The 24,390-nt window shown below is 69.6% G+C and carries 22 protein-coding genes; 11 read left to right on the top strand and 11 right to left on the bottom strand.

Translation table 11 applies throughout. The features are described 5' to 3' along the window. Positions 1 to 16: 16 nt before the first annotated feature. From kdpC to IPM43_09875, 5 genes are read right to left on the bottom strand one after another with little or no spacing between them, the layout of a single operon-like run. The gene (gene kdpC / locus IPM43_09895) at positions 17 to 586 is read right to left on the bottom strand and encodes a K(+)-transporting ATPase subunit C (GenBank protein QQS23743.1); all 570 of its coding nucleotides are present in this window, start codon (positions 584 to 586) and stop codon (positions 17 to 19) included. Next, the gene (kdpB, locus tag IPM43_09890; protein QQS26419.1) at positions 586 to 2,679 is read right to left on the bottom strand and encodes a potassium-transporting ATPase subunit KdpB; all 2,094 of its coding nucleotides are present in this window, start codon (positions 2,677 to 2,679) and stop codon (positions 586 to 588) included. Before kdpB ends, kdpC begins: the two co-directional genes overlap by 1 nt. A gap of 6 nt (positions 2,680 to 2,685) precedes the next feature. After that, positions 2,686 to 4,404 carry a potassium-transporting ATPase subunit KdpA gene (kdpA, locus tag IPM43_09885; protein QQS23742.1) on the bottom strand — a complete coding sequence of 573 codons (1,719 nt, stop codon included), beginning with the start codon at positions 4,402 to 4,404 and terminating at the stop codon, positions 2,686 to 2,688. Further along, positions 4,404 to 4,493 (bottom strand): K(+)-transporting ATPase subunit F, encoded by a 90-nt coding sequence (locus tag IPM43_09880; protein ID QQS23741.1) that lies wholly within the window; start codon positions 4,491 to 4,493, stop codon positions 4,404 to 4,406. Before IPM43_09880 ends, kdpA begins: the two co-directional genes overlap by 1 nt. Then, a complete protein-coding gene (locus IPM43_09875) occupies positions 4,490 to 4,660 on the bottom strand; it encodes a hypothetical protein (protein ID QQS23740.1) in 171 nt (56 codons plus the stop codon). The genes IPM43_09880 and IPM43_09875 overlap by 4 nt, the downstream gene beginning before the upstream one ends. A 322-nt stretch (positions 4,661 to 4,982) precedes the next feature. On the opposite strand from IPM43_09875, the gene IPM43_09870 reads away from it, so the two are divergent. The 6 genes from IPM43_09870 to IPM43_09845 all read left to right on the top strand — a co-directional run bounded on the left by IPM43_09870 (position 4,983) and on the right by IPM43_09845 (position 13,512). Then, positions 4,983 to 7,070, top strand: coding sequence for a glycoside hydrolase family 3 C-terminal domain-containing protein (locus IPM43_09870; protein QQS26418.1), 2,088 nt, complete (start codon positions 4,983 to 4,985; stop codon positions 7,068 to 7,070). Between the two features lie 106 nt (positions 7,071 to 7,176). Further along, positions 7,177 to 8,637 (top strand): aspartate aminotransferase family protein, encoded by a 1,461-nt coding sequence (locus IPM43_09865; GenBank protein ID QQS23739.1) that lies wholly within the window; start codon positions 7,177 to 7,179, stop codon positions 8,635 to 8,637. Positions 8,638 to 8,727: 90 nt separating this feature from the next. Continuing rightward, positions 8,728 to 9,489 carry an alpha/beta fold hydrolase gene (locus IPM43_09860; protein ID QQS23738.1) on the top strand — a complete coding sequence of 254 codons (762 nt, stop codon included), beginning with the start codon at positions 8,728 to 8,730 and terminating at the stop codon, positions 9,487 to 9,489. A gap of 143 nt (positions 9,490 to 9,632) precedes the next feature. Next, the gene (locus IPM43_09855; GenBank protein ID QQS23737.1) at positions 9,633 to 10,580 is read left to right on the top strand and encodes a crotonase/enoyl-CoA hydratase family protein; all 948 of its coding nucleotides are present in this window, start codon (positions 9,633 to 9,635) and stop codon (positions 10,578 to 10,580) included. Further along, positions 10,577 to 12,169, top strand: coding sequence for a hypothetical protein (locus IPM43_09850; protein QQS23736.1), 1,593 nt, complete (start codon positions 10,577 to 10,579; stop codon positions 12,167 to 12,169). Before IPM43_09855 ends, IPM43_09850 begins: the two co-directional genes overlap by 4 nt. Continuing rightward, positions 12,166 to 13,512: an SDR family NAD(P)-dependent oxidoreductase gene (locus IPM43_09845; GenBank protein QQS23735.1), complete on the top strand. Its 1,347-nt coding sequence runs from the start codon at positions 12,166 to 12,168 to the stop codon at positions 13,510 to 13,512. The genes IPM43_09850 and IPM43_09845 overlap by 4 nt, the downstream gene beginning before the upstream one ends. An 86-nt stretch (positions 13,513 to 13,598) precedes the next feature. Here the strand turns inward: IPM43_09845 and IPM43_09840 are convergent, their stop codons facing one another. From IPM43_09840 to IPM43_09830, 3 genes are all read right to left on the bottom strand, one after another. Beyond that, positions 13,599 to 14,504 carry a hypothetical protein gene (locus IPM43_09840; protein QQS23734.1) on the bottom strand — a complete coding sequence of 302 codons (906 nt, stop codon included), beginning with the start codon at positions 14,502 to 14,504 and terminating at the stop codon, positions 13,599 to 13,601. Between the two features lie 166 nt (positions 14,505 to 14,670). Next, positions 14,671 to 15,114: a hypothetical protein gene (locus tag IPM43_09835; GenBank protein QQS23733.1), complete on the bottom strand. Its 444-nt coding sequence runs from the start codon at positions 15,112 to 15,114 to the stop codon at positions 14,671 to 14,673. After that, on the bottom strand, positions 15,111 to 15,581 hold the full coding sequence (locus tag IPM43_09830; GenBank protein ID QQS23732.1) for a DUF1801 domain-containing protein: 471 nt from the start codon (positions 15,579 to 15,581) through the stop codon (positions 15,111 to 15,113). The genes IPM43_09835 and IPM43_09830 overlap by 4 nt, the downstream gene beginning before the upstream one ends. Positions 15,582 to 15,896: 315 nt before the next feature. Here IPM43_09830 and IPM43_09825 point away from each other — a divergent pair, with 315 nt between their 5' ends. Next, a complete protein-coding gene (locus IPM43_09825) occupies positions 15,897 to 16,613 on the top strand; it encodes a hypothetical protein (protein ID QQS23731.1) in 717 nt (238 codons plus the stop codon). A 100-nt stretch (positions 16,614 to 16,713) separates the two neighbouring features. On the opposite strand, the gene IPM43_09820 is transcribed toward IPM43_09825, so the two are convergent. Further along, entirely contained in the window at positions 16,714 to 17,799 is a 1,086-nt protein-coding gene (locus IPM43_09820) for a DUF1214 domain-containing protein (protein ID QQS23730.1), read from the bottom strand. A gap of 110 nt (positions 17,800 to 17,909) precedes the next feature. Between IPM43_09820 and IPM43_09815 the strand changes: the two genes are divergently transcribed. After that, on the top strand, positions 17,910 to 18,332 hold the full coding sequence (locus IPM43_09815; GenBank protein ID QQS23729.1) for a PPOX class F420-dependent oxidoreductase: 423 nt from the start codon (positions 17,910 to 17,912) through the stop codon (positions 18,330 to 18,332). 96 nt (positions 18,333 to 18,428) lie between these two features. Here the strand turns inward: IPM43_09815 and IPM43_09810 are convergent, their stop codons facing one another. Further along, positions 18,429 to 18,878, bottom strand: coding sequence for a hemerythrin domain-containing protein (locus IPM43_09810; GenBank protein ID QQS26417.1), 450 nt, complete (start codon positions 18,876 to 18,878; stop codon positions 18,429 to 18,431). Between the two features lie 251 nt (positions 18,879 to 19,129). On the opposite strand from IPM43_09810, the gene IPM43_09805 reads away from it, so the two are divergent. From IPM43_09805 to IPM43_09795, 3 genes are read left to right on the top strand one after another with little or no spacing between them, the layout of a single operon-like run. After that, positions 19,130 to 20,296 (top strand): glycosyltransferase, encoded by a 1,167-nt coding sequence (locus tag IPM43_09805; GenBank protein QQS23728.1) that lies wholly within the window; start codon positions 19,130 to 19,132, stop codon positions 20,294 to 20,296. Then, positions 20,293 to 21,306, top strand: a complete 1,014-nt coding sequence (locus IPM43_09800; protein ID QQS23727.1) for a glycosyltransferase — start codon at positions 20,293 to 20,295, stop codon at positions 21,304 to 21,306. The genes IPM43_09805 and IPM43_09800 overlap by 4 nt, the downstream gene beginning before the upstream one ends. After that, entirely contained in the window at positions 21,303 to 22,793 is a 1,491-nt protein-coding gene (locus IPM43_09795) for a glycoside hydrolase family 130 protein (protein ID QQS23726.1), read from the top strand. Before IPM43_09800 ends, IPM43_09795 begins: the two co-directional genes overlap by 4 nt. Positions 22,794 to 22,821: 28 nt before the next feature. On the opposite strand, the gene IPM43_09790 is transcribed toward IPM43_09795, so the two are convergent. Beyond that, entirely contained in the window at positions 22,822 to 24,357 is a 1,536-nt protein-coding gene (locus tag IPM43_09790; protein ID QQS23725.1) for a hypothetical protein, read from the bottom strand. Between the last annotated feature and the right edge of the window lie 33 nt (positions 24,358 to 24,390).

Genomic DNA, 24,390 nt, shown 5'->3' with positions numbered 1-24,390 from the left:
TCCATCACGCCGATCGTCACAGCGCGTCCAGCGCGAGGTTGAGCTCGAGCACGTTCACACCTGCCTCGCCGAGAAACCCGAGCGAGCGACCGTCGGTGTTCGCGTCTACGAGCGCGAGCACCTCGTCCACATCGAGCCCTCTTGCCGCGGCGACGCGGGCAGCCTGGATGCGGGCGTTGGCGACGGAGATCGCCGGGTCGAGGCTGCTGCCCGATCCCGTGACCGCGTCTACGGGCACGCGCGCGTCGTCGGCCAGGCCGTTCTCCTCCCGGTAGGCCGCCACGAGGTCGGCGACACCGCTGAGGAAGCGTTCGCTCGTCGGGCCTTCGTTGGAGCCGTAGGCGTAACCGGGGCCAGGTGTGTAGCCGGTAGCCGAGGGCCGGGGGTGGAAGTACTGCGGTTCCACGAAGGCTTGGCCGATCAGGCGGGAGCCGACCACCTGACCGTCGCGTTCGACCAGCTGGCCGTCGGCGGAGTCGCCGAAGGCCAACTGGCCGATACCGGTCATCGCCAGCGGGTAGGCGAGTCCGACGAGCACGGTGAAGATGAGCACCATGCCCAATGAGGGAAGCAGTTGACGGCGCATCACGAGACTCCGATGGTGGTGATGATGAGGTCGATGAGCTTGATGCCGACGAACGGGGCGACGATCCCGCCGAGGCCGTAGACGAGCAGGTTGCGGCGCAACATCGCGACCGCTGACTCGGCGCGGAACTTGACTCCGCGCAGTGCGAGCGGGATCAGCCCGATGATGACGACGGCGTTGAAGATGACCGCGGAGAGGATCGCCGAGCGGGGCGATTCGAGGCGCATCACGTTCAAGTCGTCGAGCACCGGGAACACGCCCATGAACATCGCGGGGATGATCGCGAAGTACTTGGCGACGTCGTTCGCGATGGAGAACGTGGTGAGCGCGCCGCGGGTGATGAGCAGCTGCTTGCCGATCTCGACGATCTCGATGAGCTTGGTCGGGTTGGAGTCGAGGTCGACCATGTTCCCCGCTTCCTTCGCAGCCTGCGTGCCGGTGTTCATCGCCACGCCGACGTCGGCCTGCGCGAGCGCGGGGGCGTCGTTCGTGCCGTCGCCGGTCATCGCCACCAGCCGCCCCCCGGCCTGCTCGCGGCGGATGAGGTCCATCTTGTCCTGCGGCTTGGCCTCTGCCAGGAAGTCGTCGACGCCGGCCTCGGTGGCGATCGCCTGAGCGGTCAGCGGGTTGTCGCCGGTGATCATCACCGTGCGGATGCCCATCGCCCGGAGCTGGTCGAAGCGCTGGCGGATCCCCTCCTTGACGATGTCCTTCAGGTGGACGACCCCGAGGATCTCGACGCTGCCGCCGTGACGCTCGGCGACGACCAGGGGGGTGCCACCGGCGGTGGCGACGTCCTCGATGAGACGGTCCAATCCGTCGGGCACGCGACCGCCCTCGTCGATCACCCACTCCTTGACCGACGCGCCAGCGCCCTTGCGCACGGCGTTGCCGTCGAGGTCGAGGCCGCTCATGCGGGTCTGGGCCGTGAACGGCACGAGCGTGGCGTTGCTCACGTCGCGCTCGCGCACCCCGAAGCGCTGCTTGGCGAGCACGACTATCGAGCGGCCCTCCGGTGTCTCGTCCGCCAGGGACGCGAGCTGGGCGGCAGCGGCAAGCCGTTCCTCGCCCACTCCCGGCAGGGGGAGGAACTCCGCCGCCTGGCGGTTGCCGAGGGTGATCGTGCCGGTCTTGTCGAGCAGCAACGTAGAGCAGTCCCCTGCCGCTTCGACCGCCCGGCCCGACATGGCGAGCACGTTGTGCTGCACCAATCGGTCCATGCCGGCGATCCCGATCGCCGACAGCAACGCTCCGATGGTGGTCGGGATGAGGCACACCAGCAGCGCGACCAACACGATGATGTGCTGCTCGGCGTCGGCGTAGATGGCGAAGGGCTGCAACGTGACGGTGGCCAGCAAGAAGACGATCGTCAGCACCGCGAGGAGAGTGTTGAGGGCGATCTCGTTCGGGGTCTTCTGCCGGCTGGCGCCCTCGACGAGAGCGATCATGCGGTCGAGGAACGTCTCGCCGGGCCGGGCGGTGATCCGCACGACGATCTGGTCCGACAGAACGCGGGTGCCTCCGGTGACGCCGGAGCGGTCCCCGCCTGCCTCGCGGATGACGGGGGCGGACTCGCCGGTGATCGCGGACTCGTCCACCGAAGCGATCCCTTCGACGATGTCGCCGTCGGAGGGGATCATCTCCCCCGCCGACACGACGACGACGTCGTCGACGGTCAGCTGCGACGATGCGACCTCCTCGAGCGTGCCGTCCGCCCGGCGACGGTGGGCCATCGTCTCGGCCCTGGCCTTGCGCAGCGTGGCCGCCTGGGCCTTGCCGCGCCCTTCGGCCATCGCCTCGGCGAAGTTGGCGAACAGCAGCGTGAACCACAGCCAGGCCGCGACCAGCCCGGCGAAGACGTTCTCGGCCCGGGTCGACTCGCCCAGATCGCGAACGAACAGGATCGTGGTCAAGACGCTGCCGACGAGCACGACGAACATCACCGGGTTGCGCAGCTGGATGCGGGGGTCGAGCTTGCGGACGCTGTCGATCGCCGCCTGGCGGACGATCGCGGACTCGAACAACGGCCGCGCAGAGGCACGCGACGACGACGCGGCGGGTTCGGGGGTGGATGAGGTGAGGGTCTGCACGATCGGCTCCTAGAGGGACAGGTGCTCGACGATGGGGCCGAGAGCCAGCGCGGGGAAGAAGGTCAGTCCGCCGACGATCAAGATCACGCCGACGACGAGGCCGACGAACAGCGGGGTGTGGGTGGGGAACGTGCCCGCGGTGGCCGGCGTGGCCCGCTTCTGGGCAAGCGCGCCGGCGATGGCGAGGACGGGAAGGATCAGTAAGAAGCGCCCGATCAGCATCGCGATGCCCAACGTGGTGTTCATCCAGTGGGTGTTGGCGGTGATCCCGGCGAAGGCCGAGCCGTTGTTGTTGCCCGCCGAGGCGAAGGCGTAGAGGATCTCGCTGAACCCGTGTGATCCGGTGTTCCACATCGTCGTGTCGAGCACCGATCCGACGAGCATCGACGCCCCGGTGAACCCGAGTACCGCTGCCGGCATCGCGAGCACGTACAGGGCGACCATCTTCATCTCGTTGGACTGGATCTTCTTGCCGAGGAACTCAGGTGTCCGTCCCACCATCAACCCGGCGATGAACACCGCCAGGATGGCCATCACCAGCACGCCGCTCAGCCCGACGCCGACCCCGCCCGGGCTCACTTCCCCGAGCATCATGTGGGCCATCACCACTCCCCCGCCGAGCGGGGTGAAGCTGTCGTGCATCGAGTTCACCGACCCCGTCGAGGTGCCGGTCGTCGATGCCGCGTAGAGACCCGAAGCGGCCGTTCCGAAGCGGATCTCCTTGCCTTCCATGTTCCCGCCCGACTGCTCGGCGCTCACCGACTGATCGGCGCCGAGCGCGTCGAGGCGCGGGTTGCCGTTGCCTTCCAGGCCCATCGCGGCGAGCGACGCGCCGGCCCACAGGACGAACATCACCGCGAACACGGCGCGGCCCTGGCGGCGGTCCTTGACCATCCGCCCGAACGTGAACGCGAACGCGAACGGGATCACGACCTCGGCCCAGAGCTCGATGAAGTTGGTGAGCCCGGTCGGGTTCTCGAACGGGTGGGCGGCGTTGGTGTTGTAGAAGCCGCCGCCGTTCGTGCCGAGCTGGCGAATCGCCACCTGGCTCGCCACCGGGCCTCCGGGGATGAGCTGCTCGGTGCCGGCCTCGATCGTGGTGGCCGCGGTGAAGCCGCTCAGGTTCTGGACCACGCCGAGGCCGATCAACACCACCGCGACGAGGATCGACAGCGGCAACAGGATGCGGGTCACGCCGCGGGTCAGGTCGACCCAGAAGTTGCCGATCGTGCCCGCCCGACGACGCGCCAACCCGCGGATCAGCGCCGCGACGGTGGCCATGCCGACTGCGGCCGACACGAAGTTCTGCACCGTCAAGCCAATCATCTGGGTGAAGTGGCTCATCGTGTCCTCGCCGCCGTAGGACTGCCAGTTCGTGTTGGTCACGAAGCTGACCGCGGTGTTGAACGACAGGTGCGGGATCACCGCGCCGACATCGGTCGGGTTGACCGGCATCGCGCCCTGGAGCCGCAGGATGAGATACAGCATCAGGAACGACATCAGGCTGAACCCGATCAGCGAGTACGCGTAGACGGTCCAGCGCTGCTCTCGCTGCGGATCGATCCGGCACACTCGATAGAAGACGTTCTCGATCGGCGTGAAGAACCGATCGCCCGGCGCGCGTTCACCGTCTCCGTAGACCCGAGCCATGTATCGCCCGAGCGGTACGCCGGTGACGAGGACCAGCGCGATCAACGCGAAGAACTGCACCCAGCTGGCGGCCGACATCAGAACTTCTCCGGGAACAGCAACGCCCCGACCAAGAACCCGGTCAGCAGGACGGCGATGAACAAGGCGACGAGGTTGTCGGCGGTCATGACATCGCCTCGGCAGCTCCGAACCCACCCGGCATCGCCGGTTCGGCCACGTCTGTCGTGCGCTCGGTCTCCTCGCCGCTGCGCACCAGGCGGTCCAATCCGCGCACGTAGGCGACGCAGATCGCGAAGAACACGATCGGGATCCCGACGTAGATCACGTCTTGCATTGCGGTCTCCTTTGCACGATCGGTCGGCCTCTCGCCGGCCTTGCCGTCGACGATCATGCTGGCGCCGATCGCCGAAGACGACGGTCGTAGTTCGCTCTTAGCGGACCGGGGAGCGGTCTTAACTGGTCCTTAGCGGGGGCCGCCGCTTTCGCCTTCGACGGCTGCCCGACCGTCCGGTGAAAGACGGTGCCGCCCGGCGCCGCATGATTGGGACCTCGTACCGGAAGGGGCCACCGTGACCATCGCAACCTTCGACGACGCCCGCGCGGCAGTGCGCGGCGGGGCCGAACCCGAAGCGGCCGCACGCGATCTGGTCGGGTCGATGACCCCCGAGGAACGGCTGTGGTGCCTCGACGGCGACGCGCCCACCTGGGCCGGGCTCACCTTCCTCGTGGGCGGCGGCTACCACCGCACCCCGTTCCACGCGGCCCGCGTCGAGCGCGTCGGGCTGGCGGGGATCTCCTTCTCCGACGGTCCCCGCGGCTGCGCCATCGGCAATGCCACCGCCTTCCCCGTCTCGATGGCCCGCGGCGCCACGTGGGACCCCGAGCTCGAGGAGCGGGTCGGCGACGCCATCGGCCGAGAGCTGCGCGCGGCTGGCGCCAACCTCACCGGCGCGGTCTGCGTGAACGTGCTCCGCCACCCGGCGTGGGGAAGAGCGCAGGAGACCTACGGCGAGGACCCGTTCCACGTCGGCGAGCTCGGCGCCGCCTTCACCCGCGGCCTGCAACACCACGTGATGGCGTGCGTGAAGCACTTCGCCTGCAACTCGATGGAAAACGCCCGCTTCTCCGTCGACATCGAGATCGACGAGGTCGCCCTCCACGAGGTGTACCTGCCCCACTTCAAGCGGATCGTCGACGAAGGCGCGGCGGCGGTGATGTCCGCCTACAACTCCGTCAACGGCGAGTGGTGCGGCCAGAGCCACGCGCTGCTCACCGACGTGCTGCGCGGCGAGTGGGGCTTTCGCGGCTTCGTCATCAGCGACTGGATCTTCGGCCTCCGCGACGCCGCGACATCCCTCGCGGCCGGCCTCGGTCTCGAGATGCCCTACCGCATGGTGCGCTTCCGTGACCTGCCGTCCGCCCTCGAACGTGGCGAGGCGTCGTGGGACGACGTCGACACCGCGGTCCGGCACCTCGTCGCCACCCTGCTGCGCTTCGAAGACGTGCTCTCGGCTCCGCCCCCGCCGCCCGAGGTGACCGGAACGGCGAAGCACCGCGATCTGGCGCGCGAGGTCGCCGCGCGGTCGATCGTCCTGTTGCGCAACGAGCCCGTAGCGGGGAAGCCCGGTCTGCCGCTGGCACCCGACGCCCGGCTGGCGGTGGTCGGCCGCCTCGCCGACCGGGTGAACATCGGCGACGGTGGGTCGAGCGACGTCTGGGATCTCGAATGCCACACCGTGCTGGGCGGCCTGCAGAGCGCGTTCGGTGCCGTGACTCACGACGACGGCAGTGACCCGGCGCGGGCTGCGGCGCTGGCCGCCGATGCCGACGCCGCGGTGGTGGTGGTCGGCTACACGTTCCTCGACGAGGGCGAGTACATCGGCCAGACAGACCCGTCGCTGCGCGACCTGTTCCCTCCCGCCGACGAGCCCGAGGTCGTCGCCGAGTTCCAGGCCGCCGTCGCCCTGCTGGCCGAAAGGACCGTGCCGGAGCGCATCAAGGAGCGACCGGTCGGCTTCAGCATCGGCGGTGATCGCACGTCTCTACGGCTACCCGAGGCCGACGTCGCCCTGATCCGGGCCGCCGCCGCTGCCAACCCGTGCACCGTCGTCGTCATCCAGTCCGGCAGCGCTGTCGTCGTCACCGAGTGGGTCGACTCCGTCCCTGCGCTCGTCCAGTCCTGGTACGCCGGTTGCCAGGCCGGGCCAGGCCTGGCCGACGTCCTGCTCGGGCACGTCAACCCTTCGGCGCGACTCCCCTTCAGCGTTCCGGCCGACGAGTCGCACCTCCCGCCGTTCGACCGTGAGGCCACCTCGTTCACCTACGACCGCTGGCACGGGTGGTGGCACCTGCGACGCACGGGGCAAGCAGCGGCGTTCCCGTTCGGCTTCGGGCTGTCGTACACCGGGTTCGAGCTGCTCGACGACGTCGCAGTCTCGGTCGTCGGTGGCGCAGTCGTGGCCACGGGGGCACTGCGCAACGTGGGCGCCCGCGCTGGCGCCGACGTGGTGCAGCTCTACGCCGATCTCCCCGACGCCGATGCACCGGCGAGGCTCGTCGGCTTCCTCCGCGTCGAGGTCCCCGCCGGCGAGACCAAGCGCTTCGAGCTGCAGGTGCCACTCGACCGCCTCTCCACCCGCGACCCCGAAGCACACGCGTGGCGGCAACCGACCGGCCGTCACGTGTTCCGCGTCGCCCGCCACGCCGAGGACCCTGACGCCATCCGTGTGGCGGTCACCCTTTGATCCATGCCCGCGTTCTCGGTCGGATTTGTGACACATAGCGCGACTCATCCGACCGAGAACGTGAGAGGCGCTGCTTCCCAGCACGTAGTTTCGTGAGGTGGGAGCGATGTCGGAAGAGGAGCTGTTCGAGCGGCTGGCGCAGTACCGCGCCGGCGACCTCGACACCAAGGGCGGGCGGACGTGGGCGTACGTGTACGACCCGGGCCGGGCAGACATCGACCGCGTCGCCAAGCGCGCGCTGGTCGACTTCTACGACGAGAACGCGCTCGACCCGACCGTGTTCCCGTCGCTGCTGCGCCTGGAGAACGACGTCGTCGGCATCGCCCGCGACCATCTCCGCGGCGACGACATGGTGGTCGGCAACTTCACCACCGGTGGTACCGAGTCGATCATGATGGCGGTCAAGGCCGCTCGTGACCGGGCCCGAACGCTGCGACCCGACCTGACCGATCCGACCATGGTGCTGCCGGTCACCGCGCACGCCTCGTTCCACAAGGCCGCGCACTACTTCGGCGTGCAGGCGGTGTCGGTGCCGGTTGACACCACCACTTGGAAGGCCGACGTCGACGCGATGGCGGCGGCGTGCGACGACCGCACGATCCTGCTGGTCGGTTCGGCCGTCTCGTACGCGCACGGGGTCGTCGACCCGATCCCCGAGTTGGGCAGGCTGGCCCTCGAGCGTGACCTGCTGTTGCACGTCGACGGCTGCATCGGCGGATTCGTGCTGCCGTACTTCCGCGACCTCGGGCGCGAGGTGACCGACTTCGACTTCGCGGTTCCCGGCGTGACGTCGATGTCGATGGACTTCCACAAGTACGCGTACTGCCCGAAGGGTGCATCGGTGGTGCTCTACCGCGACGCCTCGTTGCGCCGTCACCAGCTCTACGCAAAGGCGGCGTGGACCGGCTACACGGTGATCAACACCACCTTCCAGAGCACGAAGTCCGGAGGGGCGCTTGCCGCCACGTGGGCGGTGCTGAACTACGTCGGTGATGTCGGGTTCCGCGACATCGCCGAACGCACGCTCGCCGCGGTCGACGCCATCCGAGCCGGGATCGAGGACATCGACGATCTGGCGGTGATGGGTGATCCGGAGTCGACCCTGATCGCGCTCTCGAGCGACACGGTGAACGTGTTCGACGTCGTCGACGAGATGCGCGCCCAGCGCTGGTTCGTGCAGCCCCAGCTCGGCTTCGCCGGCAGCAGGGAGAACATCCACCTGTCGGTCGGCGGAGCCAGCCTCGCGCTGGTGCCCGAGCTCCTCACCGACCTGGCCGCAGCGTGCGAGCGGGCCAAGGCCGCGCCGACGCCGCCCGTCGACGACGCGCTGGTCGCGCTGCTGCACTCGCTCGACCCGGCCACCTTGGGCGACGACGAGTTCGACCTGCTGCTGGCCGGCGCGGGGATGGGCAGCGAGGGCGGCGCCCCCGAGGTGCCCGAGCGCACCGCCGGGATCAACGCGATCCTCAACGTGTGCCCACCGGAGCTGGCCGAGCGCGTGCTGGTCGAGTTCTTCAACCGTCTCTACGTCCCGAGCACTCCCCCACGTTCTCGGTCGGATTTGTGACACATAGCGCGACGGATCCGACCGAGAATGTGGGGGACGGGACGACCGCTCGATGACACGGCCTGCCGGTCTCTGCACAAGGATCCGTGAATGCTGCGGTTCGAGAGCTTCGACGGGACGAGGATCGCCTACACCGAGGACGGAGACCCCGGCGGTCCGGCGGTGCTGCTGCACCACGGTTTCGCCGCTGACACCGTCGCCAACTGGACCCGCCCCGGTGTCGTGAGGGTGTTGGCCGCAACGGGCCGTCGGGTCGTCAGCATCGATGCCCGCGGCCACGGCGAGTCCGACAAGCCCCACGACCCGAAGGCGTACGGGGGCAACGCAATGGTGCGTGACGTCCAGGCGCTGCTCGACCACCTCGGCATCGACGCCGTCGACGTGGTCGGCTACTCGATGGGCTCATTCGTGTCGGCGGCGCTCGTGCCCGACGAGCCCCGCGCCCGCTCGCTGGTCCTCGGTGGTGTCGGCGCCGCGCTCACCGCGGGGAGACCGCGCGGTCTGTCGGCGTTGGCCGACGCGCTCGAAGCCGACGACCCGTCGACGATCACCGACGCGACGGCACGCGGGTTCCGGCTCTTCGCCGACTCGACGGGTGCCGACCGACTCGCCCTCGCCGCGCTCCAGCGGGCGGAGCGCGCGCACGACAGCTCGCGCCTCGCAGACATCGACGTGCCGACGCTCGTGCTCGTCGGCGACGCCGACGTCCTCGTCGGCCCGCCGCAGCCTCTCGCCGACGCCATCCCCGGCGCTCGGGTGAAGGTCGTGAGCGGCGACCACCTGAGCGCTGTTGCCGACCCGGCGTTCGCGCAGGCGCTCGTCGACTTCCTCGCCGAGGTCAGCCCGGCCTGAACCCCCCCACCCGAGCGCTACCTGACTTCTCGGTCGGATTTGTGACACATAGCGCGACTGATCCGACCGAGAACGGGGGTGGGTGACGGGCGTACCCTGCCGCGAGGACCTGCGTCGCGTCCCGTCTTCGAGGGAGGACCCCGATGGCCACGCCACCCCGCCGGGAGGACCGCCCCGGCCAAGAGACCGAAGCCGACCGCTACGAGACGCTGCTGTACGGCGTCGACGAAGCGAGGGCGACGGCGACGATCACCCTGAACCGGCCCGAGCGCCTCAACACGATCGTGCCGCCGATGCCCGAGGAGTTCGAACGCGCCGTGCGGCGGGCCACGCTCGACAACCGCGTCAAGGTCGTGGTCGTACGTGGGGCCGGCCGGTCCTTCTGCGCCGGATACGACTTTGCCGGCGGGTTCCACCACTGGGACGACAGCATCACCACCGACGGGGAGTGGGACCCCGGCAAGGATTTCGTGTTCGCCACCGCACCGACCCTCGCGCCCACGCAGAAGTTCATGTCGATGTGGCGTACACCCAAGCCCGTCATCGCCCAGGTGCACGGCTGGTGCGTGGGCGGGGGCAGCGAGATGGCGCTCTGTGCCGACCTGGTGATCGCCAGCGACGACGCCCGCTTCGGCACCCCGTACGCGCGCATGTGGGGCTGCCACCTCTCGGGGATGTGGATCTACCGGCTCGGCCTCGCCCGGGCGAAGGAGTTCGCCCTCACCGGCCGGTCGGTGTCGGGTCGCGAGGCCGCGGCGATCGGGTTGATCAACCGGTCCGTGCCCTTCGCCGACCTCGAGGCAGAAGTGGCGCGTTGGGCCACGCAGCTCGCGGCTGTGCCCGCGTCTCAGCTGGCCGCGATGAAGCTGGTGGTCAACCAGGCGTTCGAGCACCAGGGCCTGCACGCCACACAGGTGCTCGGCCCGATCCTCGACGGCCTGATGCGCAACACCCCCGACGCCCACCGCTTCGTGGATCTCGCCGGTCAGGGGGTCAACGCGGTATTGGCCGAGCGCGACGGACCGTGGGGCGACTACAGCCAAGCGCCGCCCGACGAGCAACCCGACCCGAACAACGTGATCGTGCCGTGAGCGACGCCCCGGCTCGCCAGCCGTTCTACGGCCCCGTGGCCACCCCGATCGACTACCCGCGCGACCTCGGCGATCCGGGCAGATATCCCTACACCAGGGGCAGGCGCCCACCGACGGCGGCGGCCGGTGGCGGCTGGATCCACCGCGAGCTGTCCGGCGAGGGCGACCCGCGGCGCTCCAACCGGCAGCTCCACCGGCTGCTCGCCGACGGCGCGCTCGGCATCGACGTCATCGGGGACAACCCCACCCAGTCCGCACTCGATCCAGACCATCCGATGTGCGAGGCCGCGGTCGGCACCACCGGAGTGTCCATCTGCCGGGCCCGCGACTTCGTCGAGCTGCTCGAGGGCATCCCGCTCGACCGTGTCACCCTGTCCCACTCGCTGCCCGCCGCCTTCGCCATCGCCGGCCAGCACCTCGCGGCGATCGAGCTGGGCTTCGACCCCCGGGTGCTGCGGGGCTCGGCGATCCAAGGTCCGCTGTACACCGAGGACTGCTCCTACGCGATGTTCTTGCCTTTCGAGATCCGCATGCGCCTCTCGTTGGACTCGATCATGTTCAGCCTGCAGCACATGCCCCGCTTCCATCCCTACCTCGAGGACACGTACTTCATCAGCGACGGCGGCCTCGACGCCGTCGAGGAGATGACCCTCGGCTTCGTGCAGCTGCGCGAGATCACGAGGCAGCTCCTCGGCCGCGGAGTACCGATCGACGCGTTCGCTCCGCGCATCGCGATGCTCGTCAACTGCCGGATGGACATCTTCGAGGAGATCGCGAAGATCCGCGCCACCCGGCGTCTCTACGCCCGGATGATGCGTGAGGAGTTCGGCGCGACGGACGAACGCTCGTGCTCGGTCAACATCTCCGTGCACACGAGCGGGCTCACCCTGACCGCCGCCCAGCCGGCCAACAACATCGCCCGCGGCGCGATCCAGGGTCTCGCCATGGCGCTCGCCGGTGTGCAGGGCTTGGAGATCTCCACCTTCGACGAGCCCTTCCGCACACCGTCCGCGGCCGCCCACCAGGTCGGTCTGCGCACCCAGCAGATCATCCACCTCGAGGCGCGCGCCGGTGCCGTTGCCGACCCGCTCGGCGGCTCGTGGTACGTGGAGTCGCTGACCGACGACCTCGAGACCCGCATCGACGAGCAGGTGCGCCGGATCGAGGGCACGGGTGACGTCGCCGACCTCGTCGACAGCGGTTTCTTCAGGGCCATCTTCCACGCCGGCATGGACCGCCACGCGCGCCAGGTCCACTCGGGCGAGTTGGCGCTGGTCGGCGTGAACTGCCACACCATCGCTGCCGGCGAAGACCGCTTGTTGCGCGAGGAGGCCGAGGAGCGCTTCCCCGCCGACCGGGCGCACGTGGAGCGCATCCGGGCCTGGCGCGCAGCCCGCGACGATCGCGCGCGAAAGCGTCAACTAGAGGCAGTCAAGACGGCGGCGGCCGGTGGCGACGATCTGATGGGGCCGATCCGCGCTGCTCTGGCCGGTGAGGCCAGCATCGGCGAGATCACGGGCGCGCTGCGCGAAGGCGTGGGGCGTCCCGCCGATCCCTTCGCCGGAGCGTCGGCACGGGCGGGATCGTGACGTCGACGCGCTCGCCCGAGGGCGGTGTGCGCGGCCGGGTGATCGTCGGCACGCTCGGCCTCGACCAGCACGAGGTCGGCGCGCTGGCCGTCACCCGCATGCTCGCCCGCCACGGTTTCGAGGTCGCCTACCTCGGCCGGTTCAACACCCCGGCGGGGCTGGCCGGCGCGGCGGTGCAAGAAGACGCCGACGTCGTCGGCGTGTCCGTGCATTCCTGGGAGTACGACGCTTACGTCGACGAGCTGGTGACCCGCTGCCACGAGGCGGGGACTGCGGTCGTGCTGGGTGGGTCGGTGCTCACCGAGGCAGATCGGATCGCCCTCTCCGGCCGCGGTGTCGACGCCGTGTTCGGTGCGTACGCCTCCGACGCCGAGATCGTCGGCGCGTTCGACGAGCTCGTCGCCCGTCGACGCGCGGGTGCGTCCTTCCCTGGCCCGTCAGAGGGCTCCGACGCGGCGCCGCGACCCGACCCGCTGTTGCTGCGCGACCGGGTGGTGGCGATCACCGGCGCGGCGCGTGGCCTCGGCCGGGCCTACGTCACCGAAGCGGTCAGATTGGGCGCCCGAGTCGTCGCCAACGACATCGATGCCGACGAGCTGGCCGGGATCGCCGGAGACCGAGTGAGCACCGTCGCCGCCGATGTCTCCACACCGAAGGGCGCCGATGCCGTGGTCGCCGCGGCATTGGAGTCCGCCGGCCGCTTGGACGCGGTGGTGTCGAACGCAGGCGCGCTGCGCTCTGGATCGATCCTGCGCGTCGGTGCCGAAGACGTGGACTTCGTGCTCGGGGTGCACGTACGCGGCACCTTCCTCCTCGCTCAGGCGGCGGGAAGGCATTGGCGAGCCGAAGCCGGCGAGGACCGCACGCCTGAAGCAGCGCTCGTCACCACCACCTCGTCGGCTGGTCTCTACGGATTCCGAGGCGAAGCCGTGTACAGCGCGGCTAAGGCTGCGGTGGCAGCCTTCTCGATCGTGGCCGCCGACGAGTTCGCCCGCTTCGGGGTCACCGTCAACGGCGTCGCGCCGGTGGCGCGCACCAGGCTCACGGAGTGGATGGGCCCTCCCGCCGCCACCGATCCCGCCGGAGATCCACTCGACCCCTCACACGTCGCGCCGTTCGTCTGCTGGCTCCTCGGACCCGCCGCGCGCCAGGTGACCGGGCGCGTGTTCGAGATCGGCGACGGATCGGTGAGTATCGCCGCGGGCTGGCGCCCCGGGGAACCCGAGACGCTGCCGGCCGACCACGATCCGGCACGAGTGGACGCCATCATGCGCCGCCTGGTGGCGAGGGCCGAGCCACCCCACCCGATCCTCACCCCCACACTCCCGGCTCCCCCCGCCTAGTTCTCGGTCGGATTTGTGACACATAGCGCGACGGATCCGACCGAGAACGAGGGGTGGGCGACGGGCGTGCCTTGCCGCGGGGCGACTTAGGCCGGGGGATCGACCTCCCAGTCGGTGAAGACGGCGCTGACCGCGTTCTCGGCGGAGGGCCAGCGGGGCACGTTGAGCGTCTGCGGGTGGCTGGCGTCGCCGCGCGGCAGGTTCGTGATCGTGATCGTGCCGCTGCCGTCGGGTGAGGACGGCATGTACACGTCGATCCCGGTCTGGAAGGGCTGCTCGGAGAAGTAGGGCAACGGCGCGAGCGAGGTCTCTCCCGGGGTGGCGGCGTCGTCGTGGATGTGGAGCCCGATCCCGAAGTTGCCGACGAAGTCGGTGATCGCGTTCACGGGCTCGCCCCCGTCGACGCTGATCGACAGCACGTCGGCGTCACCCTCGGCGTGCCACTCGCGCATGCGGCTGACGACCAGCGCGGTGTGCCCAGCGCCGACGTTGGTGTTCAGCCGGGTAGGGCCGTCGGGCGGCGAGGACAGCAGGCGGACCAGGTGGCTGCTGCGCACGTAGGGCTGCAGGTAGAGGTGGTGCGTAAAGGGCGATGCGTCGGAGGTGAGGGCGTACTCGTAGTGGGCCCCGGTCTCGAGCTGCACCGGGCCGAACTGGCCGTCGGGACCGAGCTCGAAGGTGGCGAGAGGTTCGTCGCCGATGCGCGCCCCGCTGGCCGCGTCGACCGCCCAGATGGCTAGGTCGGCCTCGCGGCCGGTGTTGGCGGGGAAGTTGACCGCGCGCCCCGAGATCACCACCGGCTCGCGCTGGTTCACGATGTCGACGAGTTCGGGCGCTTCGCCGACGAGGAACTCGTACTGCATGGCGAAGGACTCCTTCGAGGTGGCCACCTCGACATGTGACTGGCCGGGGAACAGCGCCTGGGTGGGGGCCGTACAGGGAACCGGGACGGCCGGACAGGGCTGGCCGTCGATGGCGACGTACTTCGCCACCTTGGCCGCTCCGGTGGGATCTTCGAGGAACGTGCTGGAGACGCGGGTCCCCCGGGAGTGGCCGACGAGGTAGATCTGCTCGACGTCGAAGGTGGCCAGGGCCTCGTCTACGACTTCGACCAGACCGGCGACGTAGGCGTCGATGTCGAGTCCGGCCCCGTCGTGGTCATAGGCGAATCCGCTCCTGCGGATACCCGTTGGCGACGAAGCGCATCGCTTGTGACTCGTACTGCTGGGCCGAGCCGGCGAAGCCGTGCACGAACACGATCGGCAACGCCACTTCGTCGGGAAGCGCGGGCAGCGGATCGGTGCCCTCGGGATCACCCAGCGGCGCCGCGGTGGTCGTCGTGGCCGCCTCGGTCGTAGTGGCCGACTCCGTCGTGTCGGTCGGCTCGGTCGCAGTCGTCGACCCGGTCGGCTCCGTCGAGGTCAAGGTCGAGTCGGTCGGCTCGGTGGGAGTCGACGCCTCGGACGAGGTCGATGAGGTCGCCTCCGTGGAGGAGTCGTCGGACGAGCAGGCGGCCAGCGACGCCGCCAGAACGAGCAGGACGGCGGCGGAGCGAGGGCGGATGGCTCTGCGGGCAGGGGCGGGTCGCGGTGTGCGGATCACATGCGTTCTCCTGGCAGTTGGCTGGCTTGCTTCACCCAAACGGTGAACTGAGCTTCGTCGATCGGTTCGTCCTCGTGGATGTCGAGGTAGCGGGTCTCGAGCGTCTTCGACTCACCAGGCGGGATCGGGTCCAGCGAGGTGCCGCGGAAGAACGAGACCTTGACGTACTTGGTGAAGCAGTGGAAAGAGAGGAACCAGCCGTCGCCTTCGATGCCGTACAGGGGCGAGTTCCACTTCACCGCCTTGTACACGTTCGGGACGGCGCGCACCACGAGCGCGTCGATCTGCCGGCCGACGTCTTGCTTCCAATCCGGCATCGCGTCGAGATAGGCCTGCACCGGAGCGTCTCCGTAACCCTTCGGGATCTGAGGGTTACCGCCGGCGAGGAGGACCGGCTGGGGGTCGGCCCGCTTGCCGGCAGCCTTCTTCGCACGCGTCGCCGACTTGTTGGACTTCTTCTCAACCATCTTCGTGAGCTCCGATCTGGCGGAGGTGGTTGTCGCCCCAAGTATGTTCGTTCAGCCACCCAAGCAGCAGGAGTACACGTGCGTCGACCTCTGACCCATCTCGCCGCATCGGCAGCCATCCTGGCGATGATGGGGTGCAGCGGCGACGACGCGACGACTCCTCCCCCAACCAGCGCGGCACCGGTGGCACCCGCCACCGACGCCACCAGCACCTCGGCGCCCGAGCCAACCAGTTCGACGGCCGCCCCGACGACGGCCGCCCCCACGACGGCCGCAGCCCCAACGACGAACGCACCGACGACCACACCCGCACCGATGGAGCCCCGCGCCGCCCTCATCCAGCGTCTGAGCGACGAGTTGGCCGACGCCGACCTGGCGGCCTCTGTAGTCGCTTCGTTCGACGACGCCACGATCGCGATCATCGAGCAGTCCGCCGAGGGCGACATCGTGAACAGCCCGCTGCTCTCCTACACCCCAGCGACCGTGCCCGACGCAGACGTCGACACGCTGTGGGTCTTCTCCTTCGGATACCGCTTCACGGACGAGGCGCTGGCGGAGGGGTTCGACACCTGGGGAGCCGTGCCTCCTCCTGACGCGCTCGCGCCCGGACCCGTCAACGAGGCCCTCGCCCGCATCGCCGCCGAGTTCGTCGAGACGCACCCAGTCCCGGTCATCGCCCAGTGGGAGGTGGCGCAGCTACTCGCCGACATGGGCGTCGAGGGTGTGATCTCGGTCGAGCCCGACGTCGCCGCCGACGGAACGGTCACGTACCTCAGCACGGCCGGGGTCGCGGTGAAGGGCCTCCAGCTGGCCGCCGACGCGGGGTTGACCGTGGGGCAAGCAGGCGTGCTCTGCTTCGCCGACCATGCCGTCCGCTGCGTGATGACAGCTGAGGCGGCCGCGATGACAGCGGCGGTCCCAGAAGGAGCCGAGCTCCCCTCCGAGTACGACCCCGAATCAGGTCAACCGTGGACCCGCAGCCGGGCGGCGTTCGTCCCGACCGACCTGCTCGCCCGCACCGCCCTCGCCTGAGCGCAGCCCGCGGTGCGCGCCCCCGCGTTCTCGGTCGGATTTGTGACACATAGCGCGACTGATCCGACCGAGAACGCGAACGCGGCGGGGCGCCGGATGGCTAGAGGGTGATGACCGAGGCTTCGGGCAGGCGGCGCTGCTCGGGCAGTAGGCAGCGAATGGCGAAGATCCCCTGGAGGAGGCCGGCCGTGTCGATCCAGTTCGGATGGCCGGGGTCGGTGGGTCCGAGCAACAACTCGTAGGTCCCGTCTCGGGCGAGCTGCACATCGTTGCCCGTCAGGTAGCACCGATGGGTAGCGAAGTCGGGGGTGTTGAACCACCGGTCGTAGAACACGAACGACGAGAAGCGGGCTTCGGGAAGTCGGCCGACCAGGCGCAGGGCCTGGCCCGGTGCGAGGTCGACGAAGAACCCGTCGTAGGCGTTGTCGATGGTCGGGAACAGCGCGCCCGTGTAGCGGGGCATGTGCACCGGGGCATCCGGTGGCGGATAAGCGTTGACACCGGCCTGGCGCAGCACGTCGGTGACGCTCATCGTCGAGCGCACCTCGTCGACGAAGAACGCGTGCGCGGTGCGGGCTCGCTCGGTCAACGACGGCGCCGCGCCGGGCGTCTCGTCGATGCGCTCCATCGAGAAGCCCGCGTCCCCGAGGACTGGATGCTCGAAGTAGAGCCGGAGCATGACCAAGTAGTCGTCGGCCGTGAGCGGCAGCCAGGGCCGCCCGTCGCCGGGATCGTCGCCACCGATCAGCAGGTCGATGGCACCCGCCGCGTCGACGAGTTGGCGATCCGAGATGTTCCCCGACGGCGCGTTGTACCCCGGGCCACGCGTGTACACCTGCACCCCGGCGTAGACGGCGTCGCCGACCAGGCCCTGCAACCGGTAGCGGTGCCGAGGTGAGACGGCGGCACTCAGGTAGGTGGTGGTCGGGTTGTCACCGCCGTACTTGCGCCACGGCTGCTCCCAGTTGGTGAGCTGCGGTGTCGTCGGGTCGCCCTTCTGGAACCACATCTCGGTCGCGAGGTCGTACGCCGACAGCAAGAAGTAGAGGGCGCGCTCGGCCTCCAGGGGGCCACGACCCGCGACCTCGGCGGCCACCGCTGCACGGGCTTGCTCGAGCCCGCCGGCCAGGTCGGCGACCGGGTCGGCGGACGCGGCATCGAACGGGATCTCGGCAGGTTCGGTCACGGCGCAGGCACCACCTAGGGGCGCAGAAGAAGGCAGGAGGGGGACGGCTCGGGGGGTCAAAGAGCATAGGCCGCCGGACAGGCCGTTCTGGCTATGCCAGAGTCGGAGCCATGACGACCGCGCTCACCGACGAGGTGCGCCAGGCTCTCACCGCGGGCCGCCTGGGCCACCTGAACACGATCAATCCCGACGGCAGCCCACAGGCCAGCGTGGTGTGGATCGGCCTCGACGGCGAAGACATCGTCGTCGGACACCTGATGAGCGGCCGCAAGGTGACCAACATCGCCCGTGACCCGCGCGTCGCGCTCACCGTCGAGGCCGAAGGCGCCAACCCGGTGGGCATGACGAACTACCTGGTCGTGCACGGCACCGCGAGGCTGGTCGAGGGCGGCGCGCCGGAACTGCTGCAGCGCCTGGCCGAGATCTACGTCGGCCCGGGCGTGAAGTTCCCGCCCTTCGACAACCCGCCCGCCGGGCACGTCATCCACATCACCGCCGACCGCATCGGCGGTGTCGGCCCCTGGGCCGACTGAGCGCCGCCCCCCGCCCGCCACGCGTCCCCCCCTCGCGTTCTCGGTCGGATTTGTGACACATAGCGCGACGGATCCGACCGAGAATGCTGGGCGGCGTTAGAGCGTGTGGGGGCCGCCGCGCTTCGCGTACTCGGCTCGGTACTCGCGCGCCAGCTGCTGTTGGCGGGTCTTCGACAGCAGCTTCCCGGCGAGCTGGAACGTCCCGTGCTCTTCCTCGTCCAAGTGGTCGCGGACCTCGGTGGCGAGCTGCTTCGCGACCTCGGCGAAGTGATCGGTCGTCGGATCGACGCCGCGCAGCTGCTCGGCCAACTTCTCGGCCTTGTGATGATCGGCGAGCGCGTGGCGGCTCACCGACAGCCCGGCGTCGTCCATCAGCAGCGGCACATAGAAGTGGCGTTCCTCGGCCGTTGCGTGCGCGTCGAGCTCGTGGGCGAGCGCGAGGAAAGCGGCGCGGCGGTTCTCGGCCGAGGCCCGACCGTGGGTCATCGTGCGGGCCAGCGAACGCTGCACCTCATGGCTCGCTCGTAAGTCGTCGAAGATCGTCATCTCGTTGCTCGACTCCCTGATGCTCCAGCCGACTCGGCCTGCTGTGGCCGCGGCGCGCATCCGAATCCTGTCACGCCTTCAGTCGCAGGCCGGACGCCCACGGTCGTGAAGGACCGGCGGCATCCGTGCGCCGGTAGGCTGGCTGTTCATCTCCTTGGGAGAGTCGCCTCGCTTGGGCAGGACGGCCGTTTGGCACCGTTGTCGCTCCGTGCAGGTCCGACGCCTCGACCGAGCGACCTCGAAGGAGTGCAGTGCCCCTAGATCCGTTCGTGTCCCCTTGGGATCTCGGCGTCCCAGCGCCCCTTACCGTCGGGATCCTCAGCACCTTCCCACCGACTGCCTGCGGGCTCGCGACCTTCAGTGCCGCGCTCGCCGACGGACTCGGAGCTCAGGGTGCTCGGGTACGCGTGGTTCGAGTCTCCGACGGATCACCGACGGCGTCTCGTCTCGTGGTCGGTGAGCTCGACAACGGTCGGCCTGCCTCCGTCGCCGCTGCTGCCGACCTGCTGAACGAATGTGACGTCGCGATCGTCCAGCACGAGTACGGCGTCTACGGCGGCGCCGACGGCGACGAGGTCGTCGCGATCCTCGGCTCCCTCCACATCCCTTCCATCGTGATCGCCCACACGGTCCTGTCCGCGCCGACCCCACATCAGCGGTCTGTGCTCGTCGACGTGGCGGCACTCGCCGATCGTGTCGTCGTCATGTCCGAAGCAGCACGGGATCGGCTCCGCGGCGGCTTCGCGGTCGAACCCGAACGAATCGACTGCATCCCCCACGGCGCCGTCGTCCCGCCGCCGCGGGACAGCGGCTCCGAGCAGAAGCGGCCGACGTTGCTCACCTGGGGGTTGGTCGGCCCGGGCAAGGGGATCGAGCGGGTGATCGATGCCATGACCCACCTTCAGCAGCTCGCGGCGCGGCCTCGTTACCTCGTTGCCGGCAGCACCCATCCGAAGGTGCTCGCGGCCGACGGTGAGGCCTACCGGAACGCTCGCATCGAGCAGGCCTGGCGCAACGGCGTCGCCGCCTCGGTCGAGTTCGACGCGGAGTACCGCGACGTACCGACCCTCACGGCGATGATCCAGTCCTGCACCGCCGTCGTCCTCCCCTACGACTCACGCGACCAGGCCACGTCGGGTGTGCTCGTCGACGCCATCGCCGCAGGACGGCCCGTGATCGCCACCGCGTTCCCGCATGCCGTCGAGATGCTCGCGAGCGGCGCGGGGATCGTCGTGGATCACGATGACCCTGACGCCATGTTGGACGCGCTGATCCGACTCCTCACCGATCCGGTTCAGGCGTCTCGGATGGCGGCGGAAGCGAGACGACTTGCTCCGAGCCTCGGATGGACGGTCGTGGCCAGCGCGTACCTCCAGCTTGCGGAGCGGCTGCTCCTGGACCAGACGGCGATGGTATGACCGCTGCGCCCAACCCTCGGTTCGACCACTTGCTCCACATGACCGACGGGCGCGGCACGTTCGAACATGCGAAGTTGGCCGAACCGCGACGCGAGCACGGCTACTGCACCGACGACATGGCACGCGTCCTGGTCGTGGCGACTCGCGAGCCGAACCCCGGCCGTGCGATCCGAGACCTGGTCGAGCTCGGCTTGCGCTTTCTCGGTGACGCCGAAGGCCCCGACGGCGGCTACCGCAACCGGATGAGCGAGCACGGTCGTTGGGAAGATCGCCCGACATTCGAGGACTGCTGGGGGCGTAGCGTCTGGGCGCTCGGTTCGGCCGCGGCGCACGCGGAGGGCGACGGGGTGCGCCAGGTGGCCCTGGCCCGGTTCGAGCGGGCGGCGCGACGACGCTCGCCGTGGCCGCGGGCGATGGCCTTCGCCGCCATCGGTGCCGCCGAACTGCTGGCGGCGAAGCCCGACCATCGCGAGGCGCGGGCGCTACTCGCCGCGGCGGGAGACATGCTGGCGGCCCTCGACGACAACACGCTGTGGCCGTGGCCGGAGCGGGCATTGGCCTATGCGAACGCCGTCATCCCCGAGGCCATGATCGCCGCCGGCACGCTGCTCGACCGACCGCTGCTACTGCGTCAGGGCCTCGATCTTCTCGGCTGGCTGCTCGAACACGAAACGACCGATGGGCACCTCTCGGTCACGCCGGCGGGAGGCAGCGGGCCCGGGGCAATCCGCCCGTCCTTCGACCAGCAGCCGATCGAGGTGGCGGCCCTCGCCGATGCCTGCGCCCGGGCCGCCGGCGTCGACGGTGCCTCCTGCTGGGCCGGTGGCGTCGCGCTTGCGGTTGCCTGGTTCCTGGGCGACAACGACGGCTCCCACGTGATGTGGGATCCGGCCACCGGCGGCGGCTTCGACGGTCTCCAGGCGGGAGGTCCGAACCGCAACCAGGGCGCCGAGTCGACGCTGGCCCTGCTCGCCACGCTGCAACACGCGCGCCACCTGGTCCCGGCATGAGCAAGACCGGTGGGCTCGCCGTTCGGCGCGCGACGACGCGACTGGAGCCGGATCGTTCTCGGGTGATCACGCAGATGTTCGTTCCGGGCCAGGAGGGCTTCGACCACCAGGACTCGCGCACCGCGACGGTGATCGCGCGGCTGCTCGCCCTCGACGACGAAGAGGTCGGCTCGACGCTCGACCAGGTCGTGACCGACTTCGGCGGACGGCACCGCGATCTGCTCGCAACCTTCGAACGCCACGCGGCGGCCGTCGCCGACCGGCTTGCACCGGGCTGCGAGCTGTCCGACGAACGGCGGTTGCTGCTCGGCGCGACGTTCACCAGCGAGTACGCCATCGAGGGCGCAGCTCTGTGCAACCCCAGCATGGTCGCCCATCCGGACCAGTCGGGAGTACCGGGTGGGAGCCTGCGGTTCGTGATGAGCGTCCGCGCCGTCGGCGAGGGCCATCGGTCTTCCATCGGTTTCCGGACGGGCACGATCGACGCCACCGGGCAAGCGAGCTTCGATCCTCCGCCGCGATTCGCGGTCGCCGGGGCGTCACGAGCTGTCGCGCTGGACGCCGCCACCTTCCGGAGCGAGCTTCACCGGCTCGGCAGCCGCGGGGAGAACGCCGACTTCGTCCTCGACTCGCTCGGCACCACTTTCTCGCCGGCGGACCTCGACGCGCGGCTGCTCGAGCTGCAGGCGAACCTCACGACACGCCGACATGCCGAGCGGACGATCGAGGTGATCCGCGCAATCGCCGAGCGGACGTACGGCGTCGAGTTCCCTGCCGACACGTCGTTCGGTGAACGGGTCCTGCGGCCGTCGATGAGTGCAGAGTGCCACGGGATGGAGGACGCCCGCTTCGTGCGGTTCACCCACGACGACGGGCGTGTCTCGCACTACGCGACCTACACCGCCTACGACGGCTTCCGCATCAGCCAACAGCTGCTGGAGACCACCGACTTCAGCACCTTCACCTCCGTGCCCCTGGTCGGTGACGGAGCGGCCAACAAGGGAATCGCTCTCTTCCCGCGACCGGTTCACGGCCGCTTCGCCGCGCTTTCGCGATGGGACCGTGAGTCCAACTCGGTGACGTTCTCGGACAACCTCCGGCGGTGGCCGCGCGCCGCCCCTGTCCAGGTACCGACCCGGGCGTGGGACGTGCTCCAGCTCGGCAACTGCGGGTCGCCGATCGAGACCGACGCGGGATGGCTCGTGCTCACCCATGGGGTCGGCCCGATGCGCACCTACAGCATCGGCGCGCTGCTTCTCGATCTGGACGATCCCACCGTCGTCGTGAGCCGGCTACGACAACCACTCCTCGAACCCGAGCGCGACGAGCAGAACGGCTACGTGCCGAACGTCGTGTACTCCTGCGGCGCGCTCGTGCACGCCGACACGCTCGTGCTGCCCTACGGAATCGGCGACGCCTCGATCGGCATCGCCACGATGGCGATGTCCGACCTGCTCGCCGAGCTCGACCAAACGCGCGAGGGCTGACCTCGGCGCGGGTCGCCGCACCGAGGCGTCACCGGAGCTCGTAGACAGTGATCCACGCCACCGGGCTGACGATCTCGCGGTACTCGACCTGCAGCAGCGTGACGATCCCGCTCGCGCGATCCTCGAGGTGGACGGCGCTGAACCCGTCGACCAGCACGTACGCGGGACGCTCGTCCTCCAGCTCGCGCGCGAGGCGTTGCCACGCTGTTTCGTCGTAGAACTCGGGTGACCAACCGTTGATCGAGATCGTGTCGGCACGATCGACGTCGAGCAGCACCGTCGGATCGGTCAAGCCGTAGACCGCGCCGGGGACGCGCTCTGGTTCGGCGAAGAAGGCCGTGAACTGTTCACGAGCGCCATAGACAGGGTTCATCTCGTGTTGGATGGCCTCGCGGTCGAGGCCGTGATCGAGGACCGCGCGCGTGAGGTTCCGGCTGCCGACCGCGACGAGCACCAGCCCGATCGTCGCCACGGCGATGCCGACGGCACGGCTCGCCCGGCTGAGCTCGGTCACGGCGGGGGCAGCTAGCAGACCGAGCGGGAAGACAAGCAAGAGGAACTGGTACGCCCACCATTGCTGGACGAGCACAGCGGGCAGCCCGATCACCAGCCAAGTGATCGCCAGAACGGCGGGCATCTGCCGCAGGCGAGCACGCGAGCGGAACGCGTCGACGACGACCGCAACGGCGAGAAGCGGAACCGCCGTGACGACGAGGCTGCCGACGCTGCGCATGAGCCGCTCGAACGGCGGCGGCGAGTTGCGACGCATCGCCGGACCGACCTCGAACCAGGTGTGGAGCGTCCAGCGCAGCGTGTCATGGGCAGCGAAGTAGACGATCACCGGTGCCACGACGACGGCGAAACCGCCGAGGACCACGAGCGCGCTGCGCACGAGCCGTGCGTCGCGCCAGCGATTGTCGGTGGAGGCCATCACCATGTGGACCAGCACGAAGCCGACGACGATCGGCGCGTACGGGAGCTTGAACATCGCGACGACGCCGGCGATCGCGCCGAGCACGAACAGATCGGCGGTGCGCAGTTCGAGCCCCTCGCGTCGCGCGACGGTCCGATAGCCGAGGTAGAGGGGAAGCAACACGAGTGTTTCCGGGGAGGCGACGTCGTTGGGTCGCAGGAGTGCGACGATCGCGCCGGTCGAGACGAGGCCGGTGACGATCGCCTGGCGCCGGTCGCCGGTGCGGCGCAACGTGTCGTAGCTCACCAGTCCACCGAGCACGGCGAACCAGAGCATCTCGCCGAGCCGGAGGCCGACCTCACCGTCGCCGAACAGCCTGCCGACACCCGCGTACCACCACACGTTGAACGGTTGGCGGATGTCCCAGACGTCGCGGTACAACACCTCGCCGTCGCGGATGCGGCGGGCGATCTCGATCTGCAGCGCCTGATCGCCGGTGATCGGTTCGAGCAGTTTGATCGCGCAGACGAGCACGATCGGAACGACGACCGCCGCGACCGACGTCACGACGAGCCGTCGAGGCAGCAGCAACTGCTCCACCGTGCTCGAGCCTCCCAACCACCACTGCCAGCCCCCGGGCAGCGGCGCCACAGTACCCCGCTCGGTGCACGGCTCCGTTCAGCA

Source organism: Actinomycetota bacterium (assembly GCA_016700055.1).
Taxonomy (GTDB): Bacteria; Actinomycetota; Acidimicrobiia; order Acidimicrobiales; family Ilumatobacteraceae; genus Kalu-18.
This window is presented reverse-complemented; position numbering and strand designations above follow the sequence as displayed.

Bases quoted from the DNA above. Each gene is read 5' to 3' on its own strand.
- IPM43_09815 (QQS23729.1), top strand. From the start codon at position 17,910: ATGACGACCGCGCTCACCGACGAGGTGCGCCAGGCTCTCACCGCGGGC.
- IPM43_09870 (QQS26418.1), top strand. From the start codon at position 4,983: ATGACCCCCGAGGAACGGCTGTGGTGCCTCGACGGCGACGCGCCCACC.
- IPM43_09830 (QQS23732.1), bottom strand. From the start codon at position 15,581: ATGGTTGAGAAGAAGTCCAACAAGTCGGCGACGCGTGCGAAGAAGGCT.
- IPM43_09825 (QQS23731.1), top strand. From the start codon at position 15,897: ATGGAGCCCCGCGCCGCCCTCATCCAGCGTCTGAGCGACGAGTTGGCC.
- IPM43_09800 (QQS23727.1), top strand. From the start codon at position 20,293: ATGACCGCTGCGCCCAACCCTCGGTTCGACCACTTGCTCCACATGACC.
- IPM43_09880 (QQS23741.1), bottom strand. From the start codon at position 4,493: ATGACCGCCGACAACCTCGTCGCCTTGTTCATCGCCGTCCTGCTGACC.
- IPM43_09865 (QQS23739.1), top strand. From the start codon at position 7,177: ATGTCGGAAGAGGAGCTGTTCGAGCGGCTGGCGCAGTACCGCGCCGGC.
- IPM43_09860 (QQS23738.1), top strand. From the start codon at position 8,728: ATGCTGCGGTTCGAGAGCTTCGACGGGACGAGGATCGCCTACACCGAG.
- kdpA (QQS23742.1), bottom strand. From the start codon at position 4,404: ATGTCGGCCGCCAGCTGGGTGCAGTTCTTCGCGTTGATCGCGCTGGTC.
- IPM43_09795 (QQS23726.1), top strand. From the start codon at position 21,303: ATGAGCAAGACCGGTGGGCTCGCCGTTCGGCGCGCGACGACGCGACTG.
- IPM43_09855 (QQS23737.1), top strand. From the start codon at position 9,633: ATGGCCACGCCACCCCGCCGGGAGGACCGCCCCGGCCAAGAGACCGAA.
- IPM43_09875 (QQS23740.1), bottom strand. From the start codon at position 4,660: ATGCAAGACGTGATCTACGTCGGGATCCCGATCGTGTTCTTCGCGATC.
- IPM43_09810 (QQS26417.1), bottom strand. From the start codon at position 18,878: ATGACGATCTTCGACGACTTACGAGCGAGCCATGAGGTGCAGCGTTCG.
- kdpC (QQS23743.1), bottom strand. From the start codon at position 586: ATGCGCCGTCAACTGCTTCCCTCATTGGGCATGGTGCTCATCTTCACC.